This is a genomic window from Hoeflea marina (assembly GCF_003182275.1).
GTDB lineage: Bacteria > Pseudomonadota > Alphaproteobacteria > Rhizobiales > Rhizobiaceae > Hoeflea > Hoeflea marina.
This window is the reverse complement of the sequence record NZ_QGTR01000003.1, coordinates 24,869-47,846: the sequence shown is the minus strand read 5'-3', so window position 1 is coordinate 47,846 and position 22,978 is coordinate 24,869. Positions and strand designations below refer to the sequence as shown.

17 protein-coding genes are annotated in these 22,978 nt (G+C 62.0%); 14 read left to right on the top strand and 3 right to left on the bottom strand.

Features of this window, described 5'->3' with window-relative positions; translation table 11 throughout:
• The first annotated feature begins 12 nt into the window (after positions 1 to 12).
• From DFR52_RS11475 to DFR52_RS24270, 4 genes are all read left to right on the top strand, one after another.
• A complete protein-coding gene (locus DFR52_RS11475; protein WP_110032135.1) occupies positions 13 to 1,293 on the top strand; it encodes a hypothetical protein in 1,281 nt (426 codons plus the stop codon).
• 175 nt (positions 1,294 to 1,468) lie between these two features.
• Complete coding sequence (locus DFR52_RS24275) at positions 1,469 to 2,185, top strand: hypothetical protein (protein WP_146215603.1); 717 nt, start codon at positions 1,469 to 1,471, stop codon at positions 2,183 to 2,185.
• Between the two features lie 684 nt (positions 2,186 to 2,869).
• Positions 2,870 to 3,865 (top strand): hypothetical protein, encoded by a 996-nt coding sequence (locus tag DFR52_RS11470; protein WP_110032134.1) that lies wholly within the window; start codon positions 2,870 to 2,872, stop codon positions 3,863 to 3,865.
• 37 nt (positions 3,866 to 3,902) lie between these two features.
• The gene (locus DFR52_RS24270) at positions 3,903 to 4,232 is read left to right on the top strand and encodes a hypothetical protein (RefSeq protein ID WP_146215602.1); all 330 of its coding nucleotides are present in this window, start codon (positions 3,903 to 3,905) and stop codon (positions 4,230 to 4,232) included.
• Positions 4,233 to 4,517: 285 nt separating this feature from the next.
• On the opposite strand, the gene DFR52_RS11465 is transcribed toward DFR52_RS24270, so the two are convergent.
• Both DFR52_RS11465 and DFR52_RS11460 read right to left on the bottom strand, forming a co-directional pair.
• Entirely contained in the window at positions 4,518 to 4,925 is a 408-nt protein-coding gene (locus tag DFR52_RS11465; RefSeq protein ID WP_110032133.1) for a host attachment family protein, read from the bottom strand.
• A 377-nt stretch (positions 4,926 to 5,302) separates the two neighbouring features.
• Positions 5,303 to 6,223 (bottom strand): LysR family transcriptional regulator, encoded by a 921-nt coding sequence (locus DFR52_RS11460; RefSeq protein WP_110032132.1) that lies wholly within the window; start codon positions 6,221 to 6,223, stop codon positions 5,303 to 5,305.
• A gap of 209 nt (positions 6,224 to 6,432) precedes the next feature.
• Between DFR52_RS11460 and DFR52_RS11455 the strand changes: the two genes are divergently transcribed.
• From DFR52_RS11455 to DFR52_RS11445, 3 genes are all read left to right on the top strand, one after another.
• Entirely contained in the window at positions 6,433 to 7,248 is an 816-nt protein-coding gene (locus DFR52_RS11455) for an alpha/beta hydrolase fold domain-containing protein (protein ID WP_110032131.1), read from the top strand.
• Positions 7,249 to 7,285: 37 nt separating this feature from the next.
• Positions 7,286 to 8,479, top strand: a complete 1,194-nt coding sequence (locus DFR52_RS11450) for an efflux RND transporter periplasmic adaptor subunit (protein ID WP_110032130.1) — start codon at positions 7,286 to 7,288, stop codon at positions 8,477 to 8,479.
• 198 nt (positions 8,480 to 8,677) lie between these two features.
• A complete protein-coding gene (locus DFR52_RS11445) occupies positions 8,678 to 11,878 on the top strand; it encodes an efflux RND transporter permease subunit (RefSeq protein WP_110032129.1) in 3,201 nt (1,066 codons plus the stop codon).
• 224 nt (positions 11,879 to 12,102) lie between these two features.
• Here the strand turns inward: DFR52_RS11445 and DFR52_RS11440 are convergent, their stop codons facing one another.
• Positions 12,103 to 12,735, bottom strand: coding sequence for a response regulator (locus DFR52_RS11440; RefSeq protein ID WP_146215601.1), 633 nt, complete (start codon positions 12,733 to 12,735; stop codon positions 12,103 to 12,105).
• 239 nt (positions 12,736 to 12,974) lie between these two features.
• Between DFR52_RS11440 and DFR52_RS11435 the strand changes: the two genes are divergently transcribed.
• The 7 genes from DFR52_RS11435 (at position 12,975) to DFR52_RS11405 (ending at position 22,828) form a co-directional block, all read left to right on the top strand.
• Positions 12,975 to 16,091 carry a CheR family methyltransferase gene (locus tag DFR52_RS11435; protein ID WP_110032127.1) on the top strand — a complete coding sequence of 1,039 codons (3,117 nt, stop codon included), beginning with the start codon at positions 12,975 to 12,977 and terminating at the stop codon, positions 16,089 to 16,091.
• Entirely contained in the window at positions 16,088 to 16,468 is a 381-nt protein-coding gene (locus DFR52_RS11430; RefSeq protein WP_245415310.1) for a response regulator, read from the top strand. The genes DFR52_RS11435 and DFR52_RS11430 overlap by 4 nt, the downstream gene beginning before the upstream one ends.
• Before the next feature lie 192 nt (positions 16,469 to 16,660).
• Complete coding sequence (locus tag DFR52_RS11425) at positions 16,661 to 17,368, top strand: DUF421 domain-containing protein (protein ID WP_158284939.1); 708 nt, start codon at positions 16,661 to 16,663, stop codon at positions 17,366 to 17,368.
• Between the two features lie 840 nt (positions 17,369 to 18,208).
• The gene (locus tag DFR52_RS11420) at positions 18,209 to 19,813 is read left to right on the top strand and encodes a methyl-accepting chemotaxis protein (protein ID WP_158284938.1); all 1,605 of its coding nucleotides are present in this window, start codon (positions 18,209 to 18,211) and stop codon (positions 19,811 to 19,813) included.
• A gap of 60 nt (positions 19,814 to 19,873) precedes the next feature.
• Positions 19,874 to 20,173: an STAS domain-containing protein gene (locus DFR52_RS11415; protein ID WP_110032124.1), complete on the top strand. Its 300-nt coding sequence runs from the start codon at positions 19,874 to 19,876 to the stop codon at positions 20,171 to 20,173.
• The gene (locus DFR52_RS11410; RefSeq protein ID WP_110032123.1) at positions 20,170 to 20,538 is read left to right on the top strand and encodes a response regulator; all 369 of its coding nucleotides are present in this window, start codon (positions 20,170 to 20,172) and stop codon (positions 20,536 to 20,538) included. The genes DFR52_RS11415 and DFR52_RS11410 overlap by 4 nt, the downstream gene beginning before the upstream one ends.
• A gap of 13 nt (positions 20,539 to 20,551) precedes the next feature.
• Positions 20,552 to 22,828: a chemotaxis protein CheA gene (locus tag DFR52_RS11405; RefSeq protein WP_110032122.1), complete on the top strand. Its 2,277-nt coding sequence runs from the start codon at positions 20,552 to 20,554 to the stop codon at positions 22,826 to 22,828.
• Positions 22,829 to 22,978: the final 150 nt, after the last annotated feature.

The window sequence follows — 22,978 nt, the reverse complement described above, 5'->3', positions numbered from 1 at the left end:
GGCGATGATGCGATGAAGCAGCCCCTCGACTTAATGTTCGACCCTTGGCTGAAGGCAGAAAGCGCCGACCTCAGTGCCATCGTTGAGCAAATCACTGGGATGGTCCTTCAAGCCCCGCTCAAAGGCACCGCAAAGCGCCAACGGCAACCGAAGGCCGATCAAGTGGACAGAGTGCGGGCTGTTGTGTCGGCCATCATCGCCAATCTTGTGCGCTACCATATTGGCAGCCACAAAGGCGAGCGGTTAGCCATCCCGGCGGGCCACCCGAAAGCCGCCTCGCGGTATGAGCTCAAAGGCTTCAATCAGCTCCGGCCTATTGTCACCATCATGGCCGAGAACGGTTTGGCTTTCGTAAGCCCCGCATTCAAGGATCGCCGCATGGGATTGGAGGCTGATGGCTGGCTCCTCAAGGCGTTGCATGAGGCTCCCATCAAGCCGAAGGACTTGGGAAGGGCCACAGGGGAAGAAGTCTTGTGGCTGAGCGCTAGGATGGGCCGCAATGAGTTTGGCCAAAAGCTGCCGCAAGAGCACATCAACTATGCCGACACGCAGGAAACCCTAAAGCTGAGGAAAGAGGTGGAGGAGATCAACGACTTCCTCAACACCCAAGACATTACCCTTGATGGCGAGCCCCAAGGCACCATTCGGCTAACCCGCCGGTTCCTATTGCGCTCCCCTAGCGCTCCCCATGAGTTCAAGCTTCATGGTCGCCTCTACGGGGGCTGTTGGCAGAACCTGAAAAGGGAAAGGCGGGACGGTCTTCGCATCAACGGGGAGCCGATAGCCGACCTGGACTTTGCCTCAATGTTCCCCCGGCTAGCCTACGCGAAGGTTGGCGTTGAGCCGCCAGACGGCGATCTCTATGCAGTCCCCGGGCTGGAGAACCATAGGGCTGGCGTTAAGGCGGGCTTCTCTGCCCTGCTTTCCGTCAGCTCCGACATGAAGAAGCTGCCGAGCGAGGTGAAGGAAGCGCTGCCCGAAGGATGGCCTGCCAGTCGCTTCAAGGCGGCAATCGGGGAGAAGCATCCGGCGTTAGTTCCCTTGTTCGGCAAAGACACCGGATCTGACTTGATGTTCACTGAGAGCCGAATCCTGTTGTCGGTGCTGCGTGGCCTGATGCAAAAGGGGGTTCCAGCGTTGCCGATGCATGACGGAATCATGGTGGCGGAGCCAGATGAGGCAATCGCGAGGGCTGCAATGCGGGCGTCTTCAATACAGGTGACGGGGAGGCAGCTTGAGGTCGTGAGAAAAGGGTGGGGATACCCTCCTACGGCTACCCCCCCGGAACTTTAGACCGAGTTGTGTCAATAAGAGTCCGAAGAATTAACGTACCTCACTCCAGCTCGCCGCTGGAATACGATCCAATTTGGGTTGGTTTCGTTTCGCTTGGATGCAATTGAAGTCCAAAAAATCGCCATGTATGTATAAAGTAATCGACCGTTCCAGCTATTATTGAAAGCAGATTTAGATGTTTGGAAAAGTGATTACCCGCGTGGCAGCGAATGCCGTGCCAATTTTCACAATTTTAGGGGCGCTGGTCGCGTTGTTTTCGTTTTTTGCGGTGAAGCCGCTAGCGCATGTTGAGATTCGAATGGCAGCGGTCATTGATGACGACCGTTGTAAATTTCAGATGGCTATCCCCTCAGATCGATACGCTAACCCCTCGGATGTAAATGAAATTATCCCCACACCAAAGGGAGTGCAGAACCTGTATGACAACTTGGGCAGTGTGATATATCTATCTTTAAGCCTTGATGGAGATTTTATTGATGAAAGCGATGACCATTTAAAATCAGGGAAATGTACTATTGGTGTAAAAAACGCCATTCATGACGAATCTGGTGCATCTTTGTGGGGAACCATTGATTATTCTTCGTTTCTTGAAGTAGATGTTGTGGAGCCGCTGAGTGATGAAGAAGATGGATTTGAAGACGCGGAAGTGATACTGCTAGTTCCAAACGGCTCTAGCGATTTTATTTCTGCAGATTCGTGCGAAGGGTATTGCCATCAGCTGCGTGGACCAGTTCGTGTTCAGAGAGCATTCATGGCTGAAGGATTCCTCGGAATTAAATTAGTTCCAGTAAATATATATGAAAATGCATATCTAACATCGCGTTACGAATGCAGGCTTGAAATTCTTAAGACGGGTTATGAGTTTATTGCTCCGCTCATCTGCGCCCTTTAGTTTTGAGTGTGGTCAGCACAGGCCCATCTGATGCGTAGAGAGGTATTGATCAGTCGGTCATGCAGTTAGCACGCCTAGAAGTCGCACTGCCTCGATGAGAGACTGCTTCGCCACAAAGGGCACCGGCCCCGGATAGTGAGCTTGCGAAAGGATCAATGGTGCAAATGCACCTTCGGTCGAATGCCCAACAAGTTCCTCTATGGTCCACTCATTGATTTCGGCTGTACCAGCCATAGCTTATTTGTGCGACTTGCTCTGCGCTTCGCCTAACGGAACGTGCGAAGGCTCGACGTCGAACTCGTCGTCCAAAAAGGAGAAGGCAATCAAAAAGAGGTCTCCGTTGGGTGGCCCTGTTGCGATCGCTACAAAAAGCAGCTACAAGTGCCCTCCAGAGAAGCTAGAAAATCCAATGGCTTAGGGCACGAGAGACAAAATTCAATCCTCTCTCACAGCACCATTTTCCCTTATGGGAATTCAAAATTCTCTGAGAAATCACGGATTGGGTTGCCTTTGTCGTGCACGAAGGTGGTACGCATTGACTCAGCCTTCAACGTCCTCCCGGATTAATCGAGTCGGTCATCTTGCCCATGAGCGACGAGTGTTCGTCGCAAATATCTCATTGAAATGACTGATCGGCGGAGGCATCATACTGCTTGGCATGACATGGCATGGCAGGAGATCAAAATGAGTTTGAAGCGATTGGTTTGCGCGATCGCGCTTGCTCTCTCCATTGTTCCGTCAGCCGAAGCACAAAGCGCCACCTCCAAATTGCCGGATGTCTCCATCCTCGAAGGGCAAGCACTCATCGAGGCCATTTACGAAGCAAATATGATGCCTGAGGGACTGTGGAAAGGCGATTTGCTTGATTGCCATGTTTCAATCGACTGGTCCGGCGACATCGGTGCACGATCCGCACGAATATTCACCTACAATGGCAAGCCGACTGACCGTGGTTTCGGGTTTTCTGATTTTGTTCTCAGTGCCAAGCCTGGCTATACCGTCGAAGCAGATGTTGGGGCCAAAGGTGTGACTTTGAAGCGCAACGGTACCGCGCGAAGTGATTTTCAGCACCGGCTTTTGTACATCTTCAATTTCGGGTCCGCCACCGGCGTGACACTCAAATATCTTCAGGTTTTCAGCGGAACGAAGCCGGGTACGGACGAGCCACCCGTGCTTCAGGTTTGTACATCTCTGGTCAAGGTCTCCGATGAACCCGCAGTAGCCCCAGCGCAGTCGGAGGAGAACGGCGTTCATCACGTTGGTGACTGGACTTACACGCTGGGGGCGACAGGAGAGTTCTCGGAGGCCAAGAGCAGCGAGATTGATGGTGCAACGCTTCAGTTCATGTGTAACGGCACAAGCCAGGTCGCGAGCTTTGAAATCCGGGATGGCAGCTATCCAGCCTCCATGGAGAATTACAAGTCGCTGCACCTCTACATCGACAACGGGAAGAAAGCCGTGTTCTCGCTGATCTCCGCCGGGAAGCTTTCCGACGCCTTTTCCGTGGGTGTGGGAAAGACAACCGCGCTGGAGTTTGCCCGCTTGTGGTCAACAGCATCCAGGATCGACGTGGGGGTCACGGACAATCCGGAGAACGCCCTCCAATTGAGAAGGCGGTTTTCGGGTCGCGGATCTCAGGCCGCAATCAAGAAGGTGATGGCGCAATGTGGATTGAGCTGAGCACCCGGCCGGCGGGCCTAACTAAGGGATTTAGTGGATGCTGAAGCTTGCATTTGCCTTGGCCGCAGTCGCAGGGATCTCGGCTGCAAATGCCGAGTGCCCGCCGAGACAAGACAATCCGAATGCTTCAGTGTCTGGAATAGTTGGCTCGACAATTGCCGCACAAGACGGCGTCGGAATTCGGCCAGATGGCTGCAATTTCGATATCATCGTGACCAATCGCAATATGACGGGTTTGTGTGAGCCCGGGGCGAAATTTTCGGCCACCGGTGAGTATGTGGTGTGTCAGGATTACCCAGGCACCGGAGACTGTTTTGAGTTGATCGGCGACACGATGTATCAATCAAGAGTGATCTGCGAGCCCTGACTTCAAGATCTTGACAGCACGTCGAACTGCTGGGACGGGTTCATCAAAGTCTGCTCACCTCTGATGGCGGCAAGTGTCACCTTGGCCTTGCATGCCGGGCTGTGATTCGAGCCGGCTCTCTCCTTGTTTTCGGGGCTTTCGTGGGTGGGTCTGACAGAGTTCAGCAGCACCACTTTTCAACAGAATTGGATCCCTCAATAGCTCCCCCCGAGCCTCACGGTCTCGGCGGCCGCCGTTCGCGCACGGCTGGCCTGCCGGAGGCCCATTAGACCCCCGGCAGCAGTCTCAGGCCGCCGAGAGGCTGCGTTCGATGTCGTGCGTCGGCGAGTTGGTCAGCGTCTTGTTGAGCTCCATCGTGATCCTGTTCGTCACCTCCAGGTGAAGCAGCGGGCGGATTTCGCCCAGCGTCGCCGGATCGGCGACCAGCACCAGATGCTCGAACTTGCCCTTGTGCGCCTGCGCATAGAGATGGTGCGCCAACTGCTTGGCGAAGGTCGCTTCATCGGTGTCGCGTGCCGAGGCTTCGGAGGGCTGGCTGCCGGACGGGCCGTCGTCGGCCAGATCCTTCGGCGTCAGTCCACCCGCATCCGACAGTTTGATTTCCGTTGCCGTGCCGTCATTGCGGAAGAATTTCGCTTCGGCGCCGGAGGTGACGACGACAAGGGCGTTTGCGGGACAGGTGCTGTCGGACATGAAATGTTCCTTTGGATGATCTTGCCGGACCACCGCGGGCTCGCGGCTACCTCGGCTGTCGGAATCAACGGTCTTTCGCCCCTCTGGGCTCGTCGATGCGCGATAGTCCATCAACGGCCGGCGGACGGAATCGTTGCATCGGCAGTTCGGGCTGTGGCCGGATCCCGCCGGTCATTGTCTGCCCGGACGCGGCCAGACCGGCCGCGCAAGCAAGGTCACGGCGGCCAAGCCGACCAGAGCGCTGCCGTCCTGCCATGCGGGCAAACCGTCCCGGGCGCGAAGAGGGCTCGCCCTTCGTCACCGAGATGCCTCCTCAGTCGCCACCCGCGGTGCGGCTGCGCGAGGCCTGGCGCCGCGGGGCGGGCCGGATCTGCGCCTCAGCCGGCGGGTTCTGCGTTGAGTCTGCCGGTGTCGAGCAGCTTGACCATCCAGTCGACGAACACCCTGACCTTGTTGCTCAGGTGCCGGTTCGGCGGATAGACGACATAGAGCGGGATCGGCGCGGTGGTCCAGTCGCTCAGAACGCGCACCAGGTCCCCGCTCGCGACCAGGTCGGCGGCCATGAACCAGGGCAGCGGCGCCACCCCGAGCCCGCTGAGCGCGGCCGTCAGATAGCTGCGCGCGTCGTTGACGGACACCACATAGCGCGCGTCGATTTCGATCTCTTCGCCCTCGCGGGTAAAATCGAGCGTCATCGTGCGGTTCTTCTGGGCGGCGAAATAGCTCACGCAGTGATGGTCGCGCTCGAGGTCGGAGGGGTGGAGCGGCATCCCGTATCGTTCGAGATAGCCGGGTGCCGCGCAGGTGACGACGGCGACCTCGGTGATCCGGCGCGCAATCAGCGTCTGGTCGGCGGGAACGCCGCCGCGCAGGGCGCAGTCGACATTTTCCGCCAGATAGTCGACCGTGCGGTCGCCGACGCCCAGATCGATCCGGATCTCCGGATAGCGCGCATGGAAGTCGCCCAGCGCCGGGATCACCAGCCAGTCTGCGAACGCGCCGGCCATTTCCACCCGGAGCCTGCCGCTCGGCAGGGCGTGCGAACTCGACAGACTGCCATCGAGCTCGTCGAGTTCGGAGATGATCCGCGTGGCGCGCTCGTAGTAGAGCGCTCCATCGGTGGTGACCATCACGCGGCGGGTGGTGCGGTTGAGCAGCTTGGTCTTAAGATGCGCCTCAAGCCCCTGGATGAGATTGGTCACCGTGGCCTTGGGCATGCTGAGCGCCTCGGCCGCGCGGGTGAAATTGCTCATCTCGACCACGCGGACGAAGGCGCGCATCGCTGACAACTGATCCATGGCCTGTCTCCTGCATGCACTGCAATATTGTTCGGATTTTCGAATAGTGCGCTCAAAATATCCCGCTTGTCCATCGCAGCGAATAAACTAGATTGTTTCCAGAGCGAACGGATCCTCCGGACGCGTCTCCGCCGGTTTCCCGGCGGAATGAATTGCATCGCGGCCTGCCGGCATGAGCGGGTGGCCCTGACCCAGGAGTGGATCGGTCGATGTCGGTCGATATCAAGGATATGGTGCTGGACGACGCGGCGGTCGGGCGTGTCGCCCTGCGCGTCTACCAGGGCGCCGATTGCGGCAGGGGGCCGCCGGTGCTGATCTATTTCCGCGAGAGCGGCTTTGGTGATGCGGCTCCCGGCGAGTGTGCAATGGCCGAATGCCTGGCCGGGACAGGGGCGATCGTGGTCGTGCCGGACTGTGCCGCGCTCGGCTCGGCGTTCCCCCGACCGCTGGAGGTGGGGTTCTCGGTCTTCTCCTGGATGGCCAGGAAGCGGGCGGGCTTCGGTGACCGAAAGTCCCTGCTGCTGGTCGGTGGCGGGGAGGCCGGCGGCAACATCGCCGCGGCGGTCAGTCTCAAGGCGCGCGACCAGTTCGCTGACGAACTGGACGGGCAGGTGCTGGTCTCGCCGCTGCTCGACCCTTTCATGGGAACGCCGTCGTTCCGGAAGGCCGAAGCCGTCGGAATGCGCGATTGCTGGGCGGATGGCTGGAGCCATTATCTCAGCGGCGGCGTTTGCCACCCCTATGCGGCGCCGTCGCTGTGTTCCCGGCTGTCGGGAATAGCGCCGGCCTTGCTCCTGTCGTCGCAGGACGATCCGCTGCTCGACGAGACCATTGCCTATGCCGAGCGGTTGAAGGCCGCCGGCGTGGACGTATGCCGGCATGTCTTTCCCGCGGGGACAGGCTGGCCCTCCATCTACGGGGGAAAGACCGGGGAAGCGCCGAGCTGGCACGAGGGTGCGGGCCGGCAGTTTGCGAGTTTCATTGACCACATTGGAATGGCCGGAACGAAATTGAAATCAGATTGATCTTGCGCGGCATCCCAAGGCCGCAAGGAGTTGAACCATGACACAGACATTGAAGAGCTGGGCCCTCGCGGGCGCCGGCCTGGGCGTTGCCGCGTCCATTGCGGCGGCGACCCTGCTTGTGGAACTGCCGCAGACGCTGGCGGCCAGCGGCACGGAAACGGCCGCTGCCCCGCCGGCCACGCCGGTCACCGTCGCCGCGGTGGAAAGCCGCGACGTCACCATCTGGCAGGAGTTTTCAGGACGGCTCGAGGCCGTCGGCCGGGTGGAGATCCGCCCCCGGGTCGGCGGCGTCATCCAGTCGGTCGGCTTCCGCGAGGGCGCGCTGGTCAAGGCGGGCGACCTGCTGTTCACGCTCGATCCCGCGATCTATGAGGCGACGGTCGCCCAGGCCGAAGGCCAGGTGGCTTCCGCCGAGGCCAAGGCGGCACTGGCGAGGTCGGAATTCGATCGCGGCAGGCAGCTGGCTAAAAACCGGACGATTTCCGAGAGCGATCTCGATCAGCGCCAGAATGCCGTCGCCGAAGCCGCAGCCGCCGTGAAGACGGCGCAGGCGGCGCTTCGCTCCGCCCAGCTCGAGCTCGACTACACCAGGGTGCGCGCGCCGGTCGCCGGACGGGCCGGGAAGGTCGAGATCACCCCGGGCAACCTCGTCGCCGCCGGCGCGGCCTCGCCCGCGCTGACGATCCTTATTTCCACCGACCCGATCTACGCCAGCTTCAATGTCAGCGAGGAGATCGTGGCCCGCTCCCTGGCCGCCCTGCCGGCGACCGACGGCGTCATGCCGCCCATCGACCGGATCCCGGTCGAGATCGGAACCCTGGCCGACGACGGCACGCCGATCCGGGGCCGGCTGCAGCTCATCGGCAACGAGGTCGATTCCACCAGCGGCACCGTCGCGGTGCGCGCCATCCTCGACAACCCCGACGGGCGCCTGATCCCTGGCCAGTTCGTGCGTATCCGCATGGGCCAGCCGCATCCCGAAAGCCAGATCCTGATCAGCGAAAAGGCGATCGGAACGGACCAGGACAAGAAGTTCGTCTTCGTCGTCGATGCCGACAACAAGGTCGGCTATCGCCCGGTCGAGCTCGGCGGCACTGCCGAGGGACAGCGGATCGTCGAGAGTGGCCTCGCCGACGGCGACCGCATCGTCGTCAACGGCCTGCAGCGCATCCGGCCGGGCGTGCTGGTCGATCCGCAGACCGCGGAGATCGCCGCCGCCGCCGTGAAATAGCGGATGCATGGCGCCCGAAAGTGCGCAGCGGTTTCGGGATCGCGCCGTGCATGAATACAAAAGAGCCAGGGCACATCGAGATGTGCTTTGGCAGCGCCGGCGACCCCGCCGGTCCCTCGATGCCATCCGATCCGCCGGCGCACCGTTCGCCGGCGCCGCTCGACCTGTCGTGTTCTTACCCTGGAAAGGGTCCTGGAAATGAGCATTTCCCGCTTCTTTATCGATCGCCCGGTGTTCGCGGCGGTGCTGTCCGTCCTCATCGTCGTCGCCGGCCTGATCGGCATGCGCTCGCTGCCGATCTCCGAATATCCCGAGGTCGTGCCCCCGTCCATCGTGGTGCGCGCGGTCTATCCCGGGGCCAATCCGATGGTCATCTCAGAGACGGTGGCGACACCGCTCGAGGAGCAGATCAATGGCGTCGAGGACATGCTCTACATGAGCAGCCAGGCGACCTCCGACGGGGTGCTGACTCTGACGGTCACCTTCAAGCTCGGCACCGATCCCGACAAGGCCCAGCAACTGGTCCAGAACCGCGTCGCCCAGGCCGAGCCGCGGCTGCCGGCCGAAGTGCGCGCCATCGGCGTGACCACGGTCAAGAGTTCGCCGGACTTCATCATGGTGGTGAATCTGGTCTCGACCACCGACCGTTACGACGTTACCTATCTTCGCAACTATGCGACCCTCAACGTCAAGGACCGCCTTGCACGGATCGAGGGCGCCGGCCAGGTTCAGGTCTTCGGTGCCGGCGACTACGCCATGCGGGTCTGGATCGACCCGCAGAAGGCGGCCGAGCATTCGCTTGCCGCCAGCGACATCACCGATGCCATCCGCCAGCAGAACGTCCAGGCCGCGGCCGGCATCATCGGCGCCTCGCCGAGCCCCGGCGGCGTGGAGCTGCAGCTCAACGTCAACGCCCAGGGCCGGCTTCGCACGCCGGAGGAGTTCGGCGAGATCATCGTCAAGTCCGGCGTCGACGGCGGCATAACCCGGCTCAAGAACGTCGCCCGCATCGAGCTGGGTGCCGCCGACTACACGTTGCGCTCGCTGCTTGACGGCCAGCCGGCCGTCGCCATCGCCGTTCTGCAGGCGCCCGGCTCCAATGCCATCGAGATCGCCGACAATGTCCGCGCCACCATGGACGAGCTGCAGTTGCGGATGCCTGACGGGGTGAAATACGAGATCGTCTACGACACCACCGAATTCGTGCGCGCCTCCATCGAGAAGGTCGTCGAGACGCTGCTGGAGGCAGTGGCGCTGGTGGTCCTCGTCGTCGTCCTCTTCCTGCAGACCTGGCGCGCCTCGATCATTCCGTTGATCGCCGTCCCCGTTTCGATCATCGGCACGTTCGGCGTGATGTACGCCTTCGGCTTCTCCATCAATGCGCTCACGCTGTTCGGACTGGTGCTTGCCATCGGCATCGTCGTCGATGACGCGATCGTCGTCGTCGAGAATGTCGAACGCAACATCGGCAACGGTCTCACGCCGCGCGAGGCCACTTATCTCGCCATGCGCGAAGTGTCCGGCCCGATCATCGCCATCGCGCTGGTGCTGGTGGCGGTTTTCGTGCCGCTGGCGTTCATCAGCGGGCTTTCAGGCCAGTTCTACCGGCAGTTCGCGCTGACGATCGCGATCTCCACGGTGATTTCGGCCGTCAATTCGCTGACCCTGTCGCCGGCCCTCGCGGCCCTCCTGCTCAGGGACCATCATGCGCCCAAGGATTGGCTCACGCGGGTCATGGACCGGATGTTCGGATGGTTCTTCCGCGGCTTCAACCGCGCCTTTGGAGCAGCGTCCAACGGCTATGGCCGCGGCATCGGCGGGCTTCTGTCGCGCAAGTCGCTGGTGATGCTCGTCTACATCGCCCTGATCGGCGCCACCTATCAGGTGTTCAACGCCGTTCCCGGAGGCTTCGTGCCCGCGCAGGACAAGCAGTACCTCATCGGTTTTGCCCAGTTGCCGGATGGTGCGACGCTCGATCGCACGGAGGCGGTGATCAAGCGGATGAGCGACATCGCGCTGGAGCAGCCGGGCGTGGCCCACGCCATCGCCTTTCCCGGACTGTCGATCAACGGCTTCACCATCGGCTCCAACTCGGGCATCGTCTTTGCGGTCCTCGACGATTTCGCCGAGCGCCGGTCGCCGGAGCTGTCCGGTGGCGCCATCGCCATGCAGCTCAATCAGAAGTTCGCCGGCATTCAGGATGCCTTCATCGCCATGTTCCCGCCACCGCCGGTCAACGGCCTGGGCTCCACCGGCGGCTTCAAGCTGCAGATCGAGGACCGCGCCGGCCTGGGCTATCAGGCGCTGGACGAGGCGACCAAGGCCTTTCTCGGCAAGGCCTACCAGACCCCGGAACTGGCAGGCATTTTCTCGAGCTTCCAGATCAATGTGCCGCAGCTCTATGCCGATCTCGACCGATCCAAGGCCCAGCAGCTCGGCGTGTCGGTGACGGACGTCTTCGAGACCCTGCAGATCTATCTGGGGTCGCTCTATGTCAACGACTTCAATGCCTTCGGTCGAACCTACAGTGTCCGCGTCCAGGCGGATGCCGCCTATCGCGCCCTGCCGGAGGACATTGGTCGGCTCCATGTAAGGTCGCAGTCGGGGCAGATGATCCCGCTGCAGGCTCTGCTCAGGGTCGAGAACACCACCGGACCGGAGCGCACCACCCGCTACAACGGCTTCCTGGCCGCCGACATCAATGGCGGCCCGGCGCCGGGCTTTTCCTCGGGCCAGGCGCAGGCCGCCGTCGAGCGCATTGCCGCCGAAACGCTGCCGACCGGCATCACCTTCGAATGGACCGACCTCACCTATCAGCAGATCCTGGCCGGCAATTCCAGCCTGATCGTCTTTCCGCTGGCCCTGCTTCTTGTCTATCTGGTGCTCGCCGCCCAGTACGAGAGCCTGACCCTGCCGATCGCCATCATCATGATCGTGCCGATGGGCGTGCTCGCGGCGCTGGCGGGCGTCTGGTACACCGGCGGCGACAACAACATCTTCACCCAGATCGGGCTGATGGTGCTTGTCGGGCTTTCGGCCAAGAATGCGATCCTGATCGTGGAATTCGCCCGCGAACTGGAGTTCGAGGGCCGGACCCCGGTACAGGCGGCGCTTGAGGCAAGCCGGCTCCGGCTCCGCCCCATCCTCATGACCTCGATGGCGTTCATCATGGGCGTGGTGCCGCTGGTCCTGTCCACAGGCGCCGGCGCGGAGATGCGGGCGGCCATGGGGCTGGCCGTCTTCTCGGGGATGATCGGCGTCACCTTCTTCGGCATATTCATGACTCCCGTCTTCTATGTGCTGCTCAGGCGCGTCGCCGGCAACCGTCCGCTGGTCAACCACGGCGTTGACGCTCCGGCGGATCGCGGCGAGGCACCGCTCAGGATTGCCGCCGAATAGCGGCAGTCGCGAGTGGAAGTCGGGCGGGATGGGGTCAGTAGTATGCCGGCTCAGATTGCCCGGCGTCGCCCCGGCTGATGCGCGCAGGTGCCATCGGGAGCGCAGTGTAAGCGGGGCGCGGGCGGCGCGAAACGGCCTGGCGAAACAGCATCCGGCGGCGGCCCGTCTCATCGACTTGCGGTCCGGCGGTCTGCTCCGCCGGCCCGTCGGACGACGACGGCCTGTCAGTGGATGCGATGATGCCCGTTCTGATTGTGGGCTCGTTCGAGAATCTCGGTCAGCCACAGCAGCAGCGGCATGTCCTGGGGTCGCGATGGCGCTTCCAGAATTGCCATTCTGAGAGCGTTTTCGACCAGCTGGTCTCCTGCCGCGCCGTCGCTGAGCATGAAATGGGCATTTTCCCGCAGCTTAGCCAGGATGTCGAAGATGTTGTCGGCCTCCGCTTCTCGCGGCGCTTTGCCGGCGGCGCCTCGCCGCCCGGAAAGCTCGGAACCGATGATGGTGGCCAGTTGCTGCGAGGTCACCGGCTTCTTCAGCATCCAGGCGGAGTTGAATCGTTCCGGAATGGCGATGTCGTAGCCGCTGTAGAACACGAAGGGAATGCGCAGGCTGGCCAGTTGATCGGCGACGGGAAAGACCATCTGGCCGTTGAGGTTGAGGTCGAGCAGCGCCACCTCGGCCATCGGCAGGTATTGCCAGGCCTGGTCGCGCGAAGGAACCGGCCCGAGAATCTCGGCGCCGAGCGAGGAAAAGTACCGTGCCAGATCGCTGGCCAGCAGGAACTCGTCCTCGACGATGAGAATGCGGCGTCCGCGCACTGCTTCGACCGAACTGTTTGACTCTTCAAAGTCCGTCACCGACATGCCCCTTTGTTCATGCTCAAGCTGTACGATATTTGGATGACAGAAAAGAGCGCGGTATTGGCAGTTGGTTCATTATGCCTCTTGTGCCGGTCCCTGTCACCCTCGGCCTGATGCTTCGCTCACCGGAGAGTTAGCGTCCATCACCGTTTCCATCTGATGCCATCCAAACAATCTGATTTCAATGGGCCCAAGCATGGCCTATGCTTCGTCCACATCACACGACTGGATTTTCAATGGCTTGGAAAGATTCGAAATTCCCTGTCGTCGGCATCGGCGCATCCGCGGGCGGCATTCCCGCCATGGCGGGGCTTTTTGAACACCTGCCCTCCGATTGCGGAATGGCTTTCGTTATTGTCACACACCTCAGTCCCGAGCGCGAAAGCCTGCTGCACGAGGTGATCGCGCGCTACACCGAGATGCCGGTCCTCGTGGCCGAGGACGGCATGCAGATCGAGAGCCGGCATGTCTATGTCATGCCGGAAAACGCCATCCTCACCATTGCCGGAGACAGGCTCAAGCTTCGCCACCCGGTGGCGGGAGCAAGGGAACGCAAGCCGATCGACATTTTTCTGGCCTCGCTTGGCGAGTCGTTCGGCGAGTATGCGGCGGGGGTCATTCTCTCCGGCGGTGACAGCGACGGAACGCTCGGCGTCAAGGTGATCAAGGAGCGTGGCGGCCTGACCATGGCCCAGATCACCGACGGTTCCGGGCCGCGCAATCCTGACATGCCGCAGAGCGCGATTTCGAGCGGGCTGATCGACATTGCCGCCACGGCCGAGGAAATGGGGGCCAAGCTGCTAGGCTTTTTGCGAAGCTTGGAGACGCTGAGGATCCTCGACGAGGCGGGCGCCGAGGAAGGTGAGAACATGCTTCAGGAAGCGCGGGACGTGATCTATGTCCTGCTGCGAAGCCATTCCGGGCACGATTTTTCCGGCTACAAGACCAGGACCTTTGTCCGGCGGATCCGGCGCAGGATGCAGGTCACGCAGATCGAATCCATCGACGATTATATCCAGTTGCTCAAGAAGGATCCCGGCGAGATCGCCAACCTGTTTCGTGACCTGCTCATCAATGTCACGAATTTCTTCCGCGACGCCGAGGCGTTCAAGGCGCTCGAGGAGCAGGTGATCCCGAAGATCTTCGAGAACCGCGGTGTGGGCGATTCGGTCAGAATCTGGGTGCCGGGATGCGCCACGGGCGAGGAAGTGTTCTCCATCGGAATGCTTGTGCTTGAACACATGGACACTCTGTCGGACATTCCGCAGGTGCATATCTTCGCCACCGACATCGACGAGGCGGCCCTGGGGGTTGCCCGCGCGGCGCGCTTTCCCGAAGGCGCCATGGAGGGACTTTCGGACGAGCGGCGCAAGCGGTTTTTCATCCATGAAGGCGCCAGCTATCTGCTGCGAAAGGACGTGCGCGAACTGTGCATATTCTCGCCCCACAGCGTCATCCGCGAGCCGCCGTTCTCGCGCATGGATCTCGTGTCCTGTCGCAATCTGCTGATCTATTTCGGGCCCGAGGTGCAGAACCGCGTCATTCCCACGTTTCACTACGCGCTCAAGCCCGGCGGGTTCCTCTTCCTGGGCACCTCTGAAAGCGTGGGACGCCACACCGAGCTGTTTGCGACAATCGACAAGAAGCACCGGATCTACCAGGCCCGCGAGCACAACCGCATGTTTCCGCGCCTGCCGAGTTTTCCGGGAGCCGGCGTTCCCAATCCCTCCAGCCATGTCACGGCAGGAATCCGGTCCGTCGAGACCATGGCCTTTCCGCTGCGCCAATCGGTGGAATCGCAGGTTCTGGAGCGATTTGCCCCGGCTCATGTGGTCGTCAATCGCGACGGCGATGTCGTCTATTATTCGGCCGGCACGGGAAAATATCTGGAGCCGCCGCAGGGCGCGCCCAACCGGCAATTGCTCACCATGGCCCGCAGCGGGCTGCGCATCGAGCTCCGCTCGGCGTTGCGCGAGGTGATCCAGACGCGCAAGCCGATCAGGCGCGAAAACGTCGCGGTGGCGGAAGATGGCGACCGGGTACAGGTCATTCATCTGATCCTCGAACCCCTGGTCCACAGGGGCGGAGAGGAGCAGTTCTTCATCGTCCTGTTCGAACCGGTGGGCCCGTCCCTCGACCGCAATGAGATCGACGGCCGCAGCCGGAACCTCGACGGCACAGCCGACCTGGAGCGCGAGCTGCGCGAGACCCATGAGAAGCTGCAGTCGACGATCGAGGAATACGAGACGGCCATGGAGGAGTTGAAATCCTCCAACGAGGAACTGGTGTCCGTCAACGAGGAGTCCCAGTCCACCAACGAGGAGCTTGAGGCGTCCAAGGAGGAAATGCAGTCTCTCAATGAGGAGCTCAACACCATAAATGCCGAGCTGACGGAAAAGGTCGAGGAACTCGATCGCGCCAACAGCGACCTGAAGAACCTGTTTGAGAGCACCCAGATCGCCACCATCTTCCTTGACCGCAATCTGGTGATCCGCAATTTTACCCCCGCGGCCTCGTCGTTCTTCAATCTGAGACCCGCCGACATCGGCCGTCCGCTGACAGAGCTTGCCAGCCGCCTGGACTATCCCGAACTCAAGCAGCACATTGCCAGGGTGTTCAAGACCGGGGAGATGATTGAGCATCAGCTGGCGCGCGACATCGACCGCGTGCATTATCTGGTCCGGCTCATTCCCTACCGGGACACCGGAGACCGGATCTATGGCGTCGTGGTCACCCTGGTGGATGTCACCAGCCTGGCCGAGGCGGAGTCGCATCAGCGCACGCTGATCGCCGAACTCAATCACCGCGTCAAGAACATGCTGGCGGTGGTGATCAGCATCGCCAATCACACGCTGAAGTCCGCGCCGACGCCCGAGGCTTTCAACAGCGCATTTCTTGGACGCTTGCACGCCATGGCCCGCGCCTACGGGCTTTTGTCCCGGGAAAACTGGAAAGAGGCGTTGATCGATGAACTGGTCAGCCAGGAAATGGAACCCTTCGGTCTTGACAGGGTGATCTTGTCCGGTCCTCAGTTCAGGCTGCGTCCTGATCGCGGCCTTTCGCTGGCCATGGTGGTTCACGAACTTTCCACCAACGCGGTCAAATATGGTGCTCTGTCGGTGCCCGCAGGGAAGGTGGAAATCAACTGGTCGAGGCAGGACGGAATGCTGGTGTTTGATTGGGTGGAGCGGGGCGGTCCCCTGACCTTGGAACCGTCGGATATCGGATTCGGCCTGACATTGCTCAAGGGCGAGATCGGGTATCGCCATGGCGGCAAGGTGGAGACGAATTTCGCTGCTGAAGGCCTGGAGGTTCGAATCATGATGCCGGTGGGTCGCGAGGACAAACAATGACTGTCGAGTCGGGAATGCGGGTGCTGATTGTGGAGGATGAGTGGATCGTCGCCGAGGACCACGCCAGTGTCCTGCGCGATGCCGGCTATGAGGTGGTCGGGCCGGCGTCGACCGTGGAGACATCACTGGACCTGATCAACAGCGAGCCGATCAATGCCGCGATCCTCGACATCAGCCTGTCGCGCGAGGACAGCTATCCTGTCGTCGACCGGCTGGAGGAACTGGGCGTGCCCTATGTGTTCCTCAGCGGCTATCTTGCCGAGGATCTTCCGGAGGGATTCCGCGATCGGCCCCTGTTGTCGAAACCTGCGGTGCCCGAAGAAATGCTCGCCGCAGTCCGAAAACTTATCGCCGCCGCGGATCCGTCCGCCGGCTGACGCATGTCGCCCGAAGGTGTGCAGCGGATTCGCTTCACGACATCCATGATTGCAAGGACATCTTCACATCCGTGTCGGCGCGCGCGCGCCGCCGATGCTTGCACGTCCTGCGGGCGCTCCCGCCGCAGCGCGGAGGAACCGCCGCCGCTCCATCGCGTTGTCCGTGACGATCAACGGATGGGGGTGCTGGGAATGGATGAAGCGGTCATACCTTTTGACTGGGTCAGGATGCTGGTGGGCGATCAGGACCTGTGGTTCATGGCCGAAATCGTCTTCCGCACCATCTTCATCTATATCTACACCTATGCTCTGATCCGCTGGATCGGCGGACGCAGCATCGCCCAGCTGTCGCTGGTCGAGTTTCTGCTCGTGGTCGCGCTCGGCTCGGCCGTGGGCGATTCGCTGTTCTACCCCGATGTGCCGTTGCTGCACGCCATGCTGGTCATCACCATCATTGTCTTCATCAACAAGGCTCTCGACCTGCTCATGCTGAAGTCCGACACGGCTCAGAGAGTCATCGACGGGGTGCCGATATGGGTCGTCCATGATGGCCGCCTGCGGATCGGCACCTTCACCGAGCGCGGTATCGGCAAGTCCGAACTGTTCTCGCTGCTGCGGCTCAAGGGCATTGCCAATCTGGGCGAGGTCAGGGAAGCCTATCTGGAGCCAAACGGGCAGCTGAGTCTTTTTCCCGCGCCCAAGCCGATGCCGGGCCTGCCGATCGTGCCGCCCCATGGACTCAGCGCGCCGGTGCTCGCCAGGCCCGATGCGGAGGGCGCGCTCGGCGGACGGCTGTGCTGCATGTCCTGCGGCGGCTTGCGCACGGGCGCCGAGATGAGCTGCCGGTATTGCGGCGCCGATGACTGGACGCAGGCAGTGCTGCCCGAAGACCATGGATAACCGGCCCGCGATGCGTGCAACGCGGATGGCGGCCGCCGGATCTGCGCCTGCCGCACCGCCCTTAAGGGCCGGCCTGCGGCCGGATCCGCCTCACGGCTGAGATGCCGGCGCGGGAGCGCTTCGGATCACGGGTCTGATGATGGTCCTGTGACGACGTGAAGCCACTGTCCGGCCCGCGCCGGCCAGCGGGCATCCCGGCGCTCGGCTTGGATAGACGAGGACCACCGACCGGACTGTGTTTGGATCTCCCGCCTTCCGGCGGTTGCGATTTGTGAGCGCCTTGCCGGCTTCAGCGACAGGCAAGGCCGTTGTCCAGCCGTCAGAAGACGCAGTCTTTGGGGTGGCGGCAGTTGTCGGAATGCAGAATTACGGAGAACGCTGCGAGAGTCAGTGACGCTATAACTGTCGCGCCGATACCAAGTACAATCATTGCACATTTCCTGGTGGCTTCATTGCCATCGATGATGACACATCTGGCATATGCAGCTTGCCTGAAACTGGAGTTGCAGTTTTAGCGACAGGTAAACCTCAAAGGCAAACATTGAGGGTCGGCGTTAACTTTCATGCAAGGTATTAACCATAAAAATCAGCTGCAGCTAGGATTGTGAGCAACGGTGTTCGGCCACCGCTCGACAAAGGCATGACGCCGCTCCACAGCGCAGGGTGTATCCCGATATTCAGCAGTCTGTTGGCCGGTGCAGGCCGACGCGCACGGCAACGGATTCCAGGCGGATGGCCTGGGTCAACGCCCGTGACGGCTCCGCATCAGGCTCGAGAATCACCACGCTTCCGGCGATGGAGGCGGAGTCCGACATCCGGTCGGCAAACAGGGATAATTGCGTGACGCAGGTCCACACACGGACGAGGGATCAGGCGGCAGCCGAAGGGCTGCAGGCGCGCCTGGGTGTGCTTGGACTTGGACCGGCCAATGGTGACAGGCTGCGTCAGATGCGGCCGATGATCGAAGAGGAAGCGCGCGCCGCGCTGACAGGCTTCTTTGAGCGTCTGCAGAACACGCCTGAAATTGCAGGCCTTTTTTCCTCCGGCCGACAGATTGATCGGCTCCAGGAGCTGGAATCCGCTCACTGGTCCATTCTGTCGGATGGCCGCTTCGACACACTCTATGCCGAGCGCTCCGTGATCCTGGCCGAGGTCCGCCAGCGCATCGGACTGGAGGCCGGCTGGTCGATCAGCGGCCACGCCCTGGTGCTCGAGCGCGTCATCCGCCGGCTTGTGTCCGAGGAGCGCAGCGGTCTGTTCTCGATCCTCGGCCGGAAGGCCGGACGGGCCGGGCTGGCCGACAGGATCGTTGATGTGGTCAAGGCAACGCTGCTTGACATCGACACCCAGGTGTCACAGCGGCTTCGCGACGAGGCCCGGACGCTGACCGTGAATCATCAGCTGGCCATGCAGGCCGACCATGACCGTATCGATGCGAGCCTCGGTCGCGCCATCGAATCACTTGCATCGGGTGATCTGGATGCACGCGTCGATCCCGACGCAGCCGGCGTTCACGCAGCCATGGCCGGCCGGTTGAACGACGCCATCGCCATGCTCTCGGACATGCTGGCGGATACGGCCACGGACCTTGATCGCGTCGAGACCGTCAATGGCCGCCTGACCGGTGAAACGGGGGTGCTGGCCCGGCAGGTGAGCGAGGCCGGAGCCAGGGTTTCCGAAAGCCGCAGCGCACTGGCCGGGATTTCCGGGCGCATCCGGGTCACCGCCGAGGAAACCCGCAAGGCGGAGGGCGTGATCGCCGTCGCGCGCCAGAGCGCCGAGAAGAGCGACCGGATCGTGGCCAGCGCCATTGACGCCATGGCAGGAGCGGAGCGCTCCGCCGGACAGATCGGCAAGATCATCGGCGCCATTGACGAAATCGCGTTCCAGACCAACCTGTTGGCCCTCAATGCCGGCATCGAGGCGGCGCGCGCCGGCGACGCCGGCCGTGGCTTTGCCGTGGTGGCGGCGGAAGTCCGCGCCCTCGCCCAGCGTTCGGCCGGAGCCGCCAATGAAATCAAGGATCTCGTCTCGGGGACCAGGGCTGAGGTCGGGCGCGGCGTCAGCCTCGTCAGCGATACCCGCAGTGCCATCAGCGAACTGACCGAACAGGTTGCACGCATCAGTGAAGCCGTCGGTGGCGTCAGCGCGGATGCGGGCGCCCAGGCATTGGAGATGGATCGTCTAAACGCCGATCTCGGCCAGGCGTCGGAAGCGCTCTCGCGCGATGGCCTCCGGGTGTCGACGGTCTCGGAGACCGGCGGCGACCTGCAGGGCCTCATCGTTGAACTCGGCGAGCGCATCCGCCGCTACCGGGAAGGCCGGCACGCCGGATTCGAAACCGTCCAAATCTCGTCGTCGCGCCGCGCATCCGCGACCGTGCCGACCGGAGCGCCGCTTGAGCGGAGCAGCACCGACCATCGCCGGGCGGGAATTGCCCGATGACCTGCGCCACCAACCTCCCGCGGAACCACCGTGGCATGAAACACGGAAAAGGAAACTGACATGTCGACGCGAAGCGCCGCACCTCAAATCCTGAAATTGCCTCCGGTGCTCGACCTCAATGCCGCCAGCCGGCTGCACGAGCAGGTTCTGGCACTTCGGGGCAAGGACATTGCAGTCGACGCATCCGATGTCGTTCGGGTCGGGGCGCAATGTATCCAGATCCTCCTGTCGGCTGCCCGCAGCTGGCAGGCCGACAGCCTGGCTTTCGCGGTCGGCCAGACATCAGATGCATTCGAAAACACACTGCAATTGCTGGGAATTTCTGACGAATCGCTGCTTCCTAAGGAGATCGTGAAGTGAAAAAGACAAAGGTTCTGACCGTCGACGACTCGCGGACCATCCGCAACATGCTGTTGGTGACGCTCAACAATGCCGGCTACGAGACGGTCCAGGCTGAAGATGGGATGGAAGGCCTCGAAGTGCTTGAGGAAACGAATCCCGACGTGATCGTCACCGACATCAACATGCCGCGTCTTGACGGCTACGGCTTCATCGAAGGCGTCCGTCTCAACGACAAGTATCGCGCAATCCCCATTCTGGTGCTGACGACCGAAAGCGATCCGGAAAAGAAGAACCGCGCGCGCGAGGCCGGTGCGACCGGCTGGATCGTCAAGCCCTTCGACCCGACTAAGCTTATTGCCGCGATCGAGCGCGTAACCGCCTGATAGGATCTGCCCAATGGATATGAACGAAATCAAGGAGATCTTTTTCCAGGAGTGCGAGGAACAACTCGCCGAGCTGGAAACAGGGCTGCTCGCACTCAATGATGGAGACACCGATCCCGAGACGGTCAACGCCGTGTTTCGCGCCGTGCACTCCATAAAGGGTGGCGCGGGCGCCTTCGGTCTTGATGATCTGGTCTCTTTCGCACATGTGTTCGAGACCACCCTTGATGGTGTTCGCTCCAACAAGCTCGAAGCGTCTCAGGATCTGCTCAAGGTGATGCTGAAATCGGCCGACGTGCTGGCCGATCTCACCGCTGCCGCCCGTGATGGCGGCAAGGTTGACGCCTCCCGCTCTTCGGGCCTGGTGGCTGAGCTGCATGCCTATGCTCAGGGCAAGCCGATCCCCGCTGCGGCGGCTCCGGAAGCTGCCCCGGTGACAAAGACGGCCGAGCCGGAAGTGTCCGATCCGTCAGCGTTCGAGCCGGTTCCCTTCTCCTTTGACGACTTCGGCGATGATGAGACCGGCGATACAGCGACCGAGCAGTCAGGGCGCTCCGAATTCACCGTCCGCTTCAAGCCGCGCTCCGATCTCTATGCCAAGGGCAACGAGGCGGTGCTGCTGTTGCGCGACCTTTCCAAGCTCGGCGACATGCGCGTTCATTGCGAGAGCGATGACCTGCCATCCATCGACGCCATCGATCCCGAAGGCGCCTTCTTCGCCTGGCTCATCGCCATAGAGACCGATCAGGACGAAGCGGCCATCAAGTCCGTCTTCGAGTTTGCCGAGTGGGACTGCCAGATCTCGGTCACCGCCGGGGTGACGGACAAGGTCTTTGCCAAGACCGGCGAAGCCTCCGATCTGCCGATGGCGCCGATTCCCTTCGATCTGAGCCTTCTCGACGCGGACGACGAAGCGGAGACCATACCGGCCCAGGCGGCAGTGGCTGAAGTCAGCAATGTCATTCCCATTGCCGCCCCGGCTCAGGAAGCCGTCCCGACATCTCCCGAACTGCCGCGTGCGGCCAAGGCCATCGCGGTTGAGGCCGAGAAGCAGGCAGCCACGGTCGCCGCCGTTCCCGCAGCCCCGCAGACGATCCGCGTCGATCTCGATCGCGTCGATCGTCTGATCAACCTGGTCGGCGAACTGGTGATCAACCAGGCTATGCTGGCCCAGAGCGTTGTCGAGAACGAGACCGGCCGCGGCGCCGCGATCAATCTCGGCCTTGACGAACTGCAGCAACTGACCCGGGAGATCCAGGACAGCGTGATGGCCATTCGCGCCCAGCCGGTCAAGCCGGTCTTCCAGCGCATGTCCCGAATTGTCCGTGAAATCGCCGACATGACGCACAAGGAAGTGCGCCTCGTGACCGAGGGTGAGAACACGGAAGTCGACAAGACCGTCATCGACAAGATCGCCGAACCTCTCACCCACATGATCCGCAATGCGGTCGATCACGGGCTGGAAACGCCGGAGAAGCGGATCGCCGCCGGCAAGAACCCGGAAGGCGTTCTCCGTCTGACGGCCAAGCATCGGTCCGGCCGCATCGTCATCGAGATCGCCGACGACGGTGCCGGCATCAACCGGGACCGCGTGCGCCAGAAGGCCATCGAGAACGGTCTGATCGCGGCCGACGCCAATCCGAGCGACGAGGAGATCGACAACCTGATCTTCCATCCCGGCTTCTCTACCGCTGACAAGGTCTCCGACATCTCCGGTCGCGGCGTCGGCATGGATGTGGTCAAGCGTTCGATCCAGTCGCTTGGCGGCCGGATCTCCATCGTCTCCAAGCCGGGGCAGGGCTCTGTCTTCACCATGAGCCTGCCGCTGACGCTCGCCGTTCTCGACGGCATGGTGGTCACGGTCGCCAACCAGACCCTGGTGGTGCCGCTCACCGCCATCGTGGAAACCCTGCAGCCGGAGAAGAGCCACATTCACTCCTTCGGCCCGACCCAGCGTCTCATCGCCATCCGCGACACCTTCTGCCCGCTTGTTGATGTCGGCCAGATCCTCAACTTCCGCGGCAGCCCGGCAGATCCGGTGGCAGGCGTTGCGCTGCTGGTCGAAAGCGAAGGCGGCGGTCAGCGCGCCCTGATGGTCGATGCCATCCAGGGACAGCGCCAGGTGGTCATCAAGAGCCTCGAGGCCAACTACACCCACGTCCCGGGCATTGCCGCGGCGACCATCCTCGGCGATGGCAGGGTTGCGCTGATCCTCGATGTCGACGCGGTCGTGACGGCCTCGCGGGGCCATTCGCTGGCGCCTGAAATCGCAATGGCGGCGGTCGGATGATGGTGGCTATGGCGCTTCAGATGACTGGCTCGGCCATGCCACAGCGCATCGCCACCCGTGCGGGTGGACGCGGCGGTCGTGAAACGACGTCTTTCGTTGTCGCCTCCCGCCTCCAGCCCGGCTCCGGCGGCCCGGAGGGACCCGATGTCC

What these genes read in the sequence shown, in the direction of transcription:
- DFR52_RS11475 (WP_110032135.1), top strand. Translation starts at nt 13, where the DNA reads ATGAAGCAGCCCCTCGACTTAATGTTCGACCCTTGGCTGAAGGCAGAA.
- DFR52_RS24275 (WP_146215603.1), top strand. Translation starts at nt 1,469, where the DNA reads ATGTTTGGAAAAGTGATTACCCGCGTGGCAGCGAATGCCGTGCCAATT.
- DFR52_RS11470 (WP_110032134.1), top strand. Translation starts at nt 2,870, where the DNA reads ATGAGTTTGAAGCGATTGGTTTGCGCGATCGCGCTTGCTCTCTCCATT.
- DFR52_RS24270 (WP_146215602.1), top strand. Translation starts at nt 3,903, where the DNA reads ATGCTGAAGCTTGCATTTGCCTTGGCCGCAGTCGCAGGGATCTCGGCT.
- DFR52_RS11465 (WP_110032133.1), bottom strand. Translation starts at nt 4,925, where the DNA reads ATGTCCGACAGCACCTGTCCCGCAAACGCCCTTGTCGTCGTCACCTCC.
- DFR52_RS11460 (WP_110032132.1), bottom strand. Translation starts at nt 6,223, where the DNA reads ATGGATCAGTTGTCAGCGATGCGCGCCTTCGTCCGCGTGGTCGAGATG.
- DFR52_RS11455 (WP_110032131.1), top strand. Translation starts at nt 6,433, where the DNA reads ATGTCGGTCGATATCAAGGATATGGTGCTGGACGACGCGGCGGTCGGG.
- DFR52_RS11450 (WP_110032130.1), top strand. Translation starts at nt 7,286, where the DNA reads ATGACACAGACATTGAAGAGCTGGGCCCTCGCGGGCGCCGGCCTGGGC.
- DFR52_RS11445 (WP_110032129.1), top strand. Translation starts at nt 8,678, where the DNA reads ATGAGCATTTCCCGCTTCTTTATCGATCGCCCGGTGTTCGCGGCGGTG.
- DFR52_RS11435 (WP_110032127.1), top strand. Translation starts at nt 12,975, where the DNA reads ATGGCTTGGAAAGATTCGAAATTCCCTGTCGTCGGCATCGGCGCATCC.
- DFR52_RS11430 (WP_245415310.1), top strand. Translation starts at nt 16,088, where the DNA reads ATGACTGTCGAGTCGGGAATGCGGGTGCTGATTGTGGAGGATGAGTGG.
- DFR52_RS11425 (WP_158284939.1), top strand. Translation starts at nt 16,661, where the DNA reads ATGGATGAAGCGGTCATACCTTTTGACTGGGTCAGGATGCTGGTGGGC.
- DFR52_RS11415 (WP_110032124.1), top strand. Translation starts at nt 19,874, where the DNA reads ATGTCGACGCGAAGCGCCGCACCTCAAATCCTGAAATTGCCTCCGGTG.
- DFR52_RS11405 (WP_110032122.1), top strand. Translation starts at nt 20,552, where the DNA reads ATGGATATGAACGAAATCAAGGAGATCTTTTTCCAGGAGTGCGAGGAA.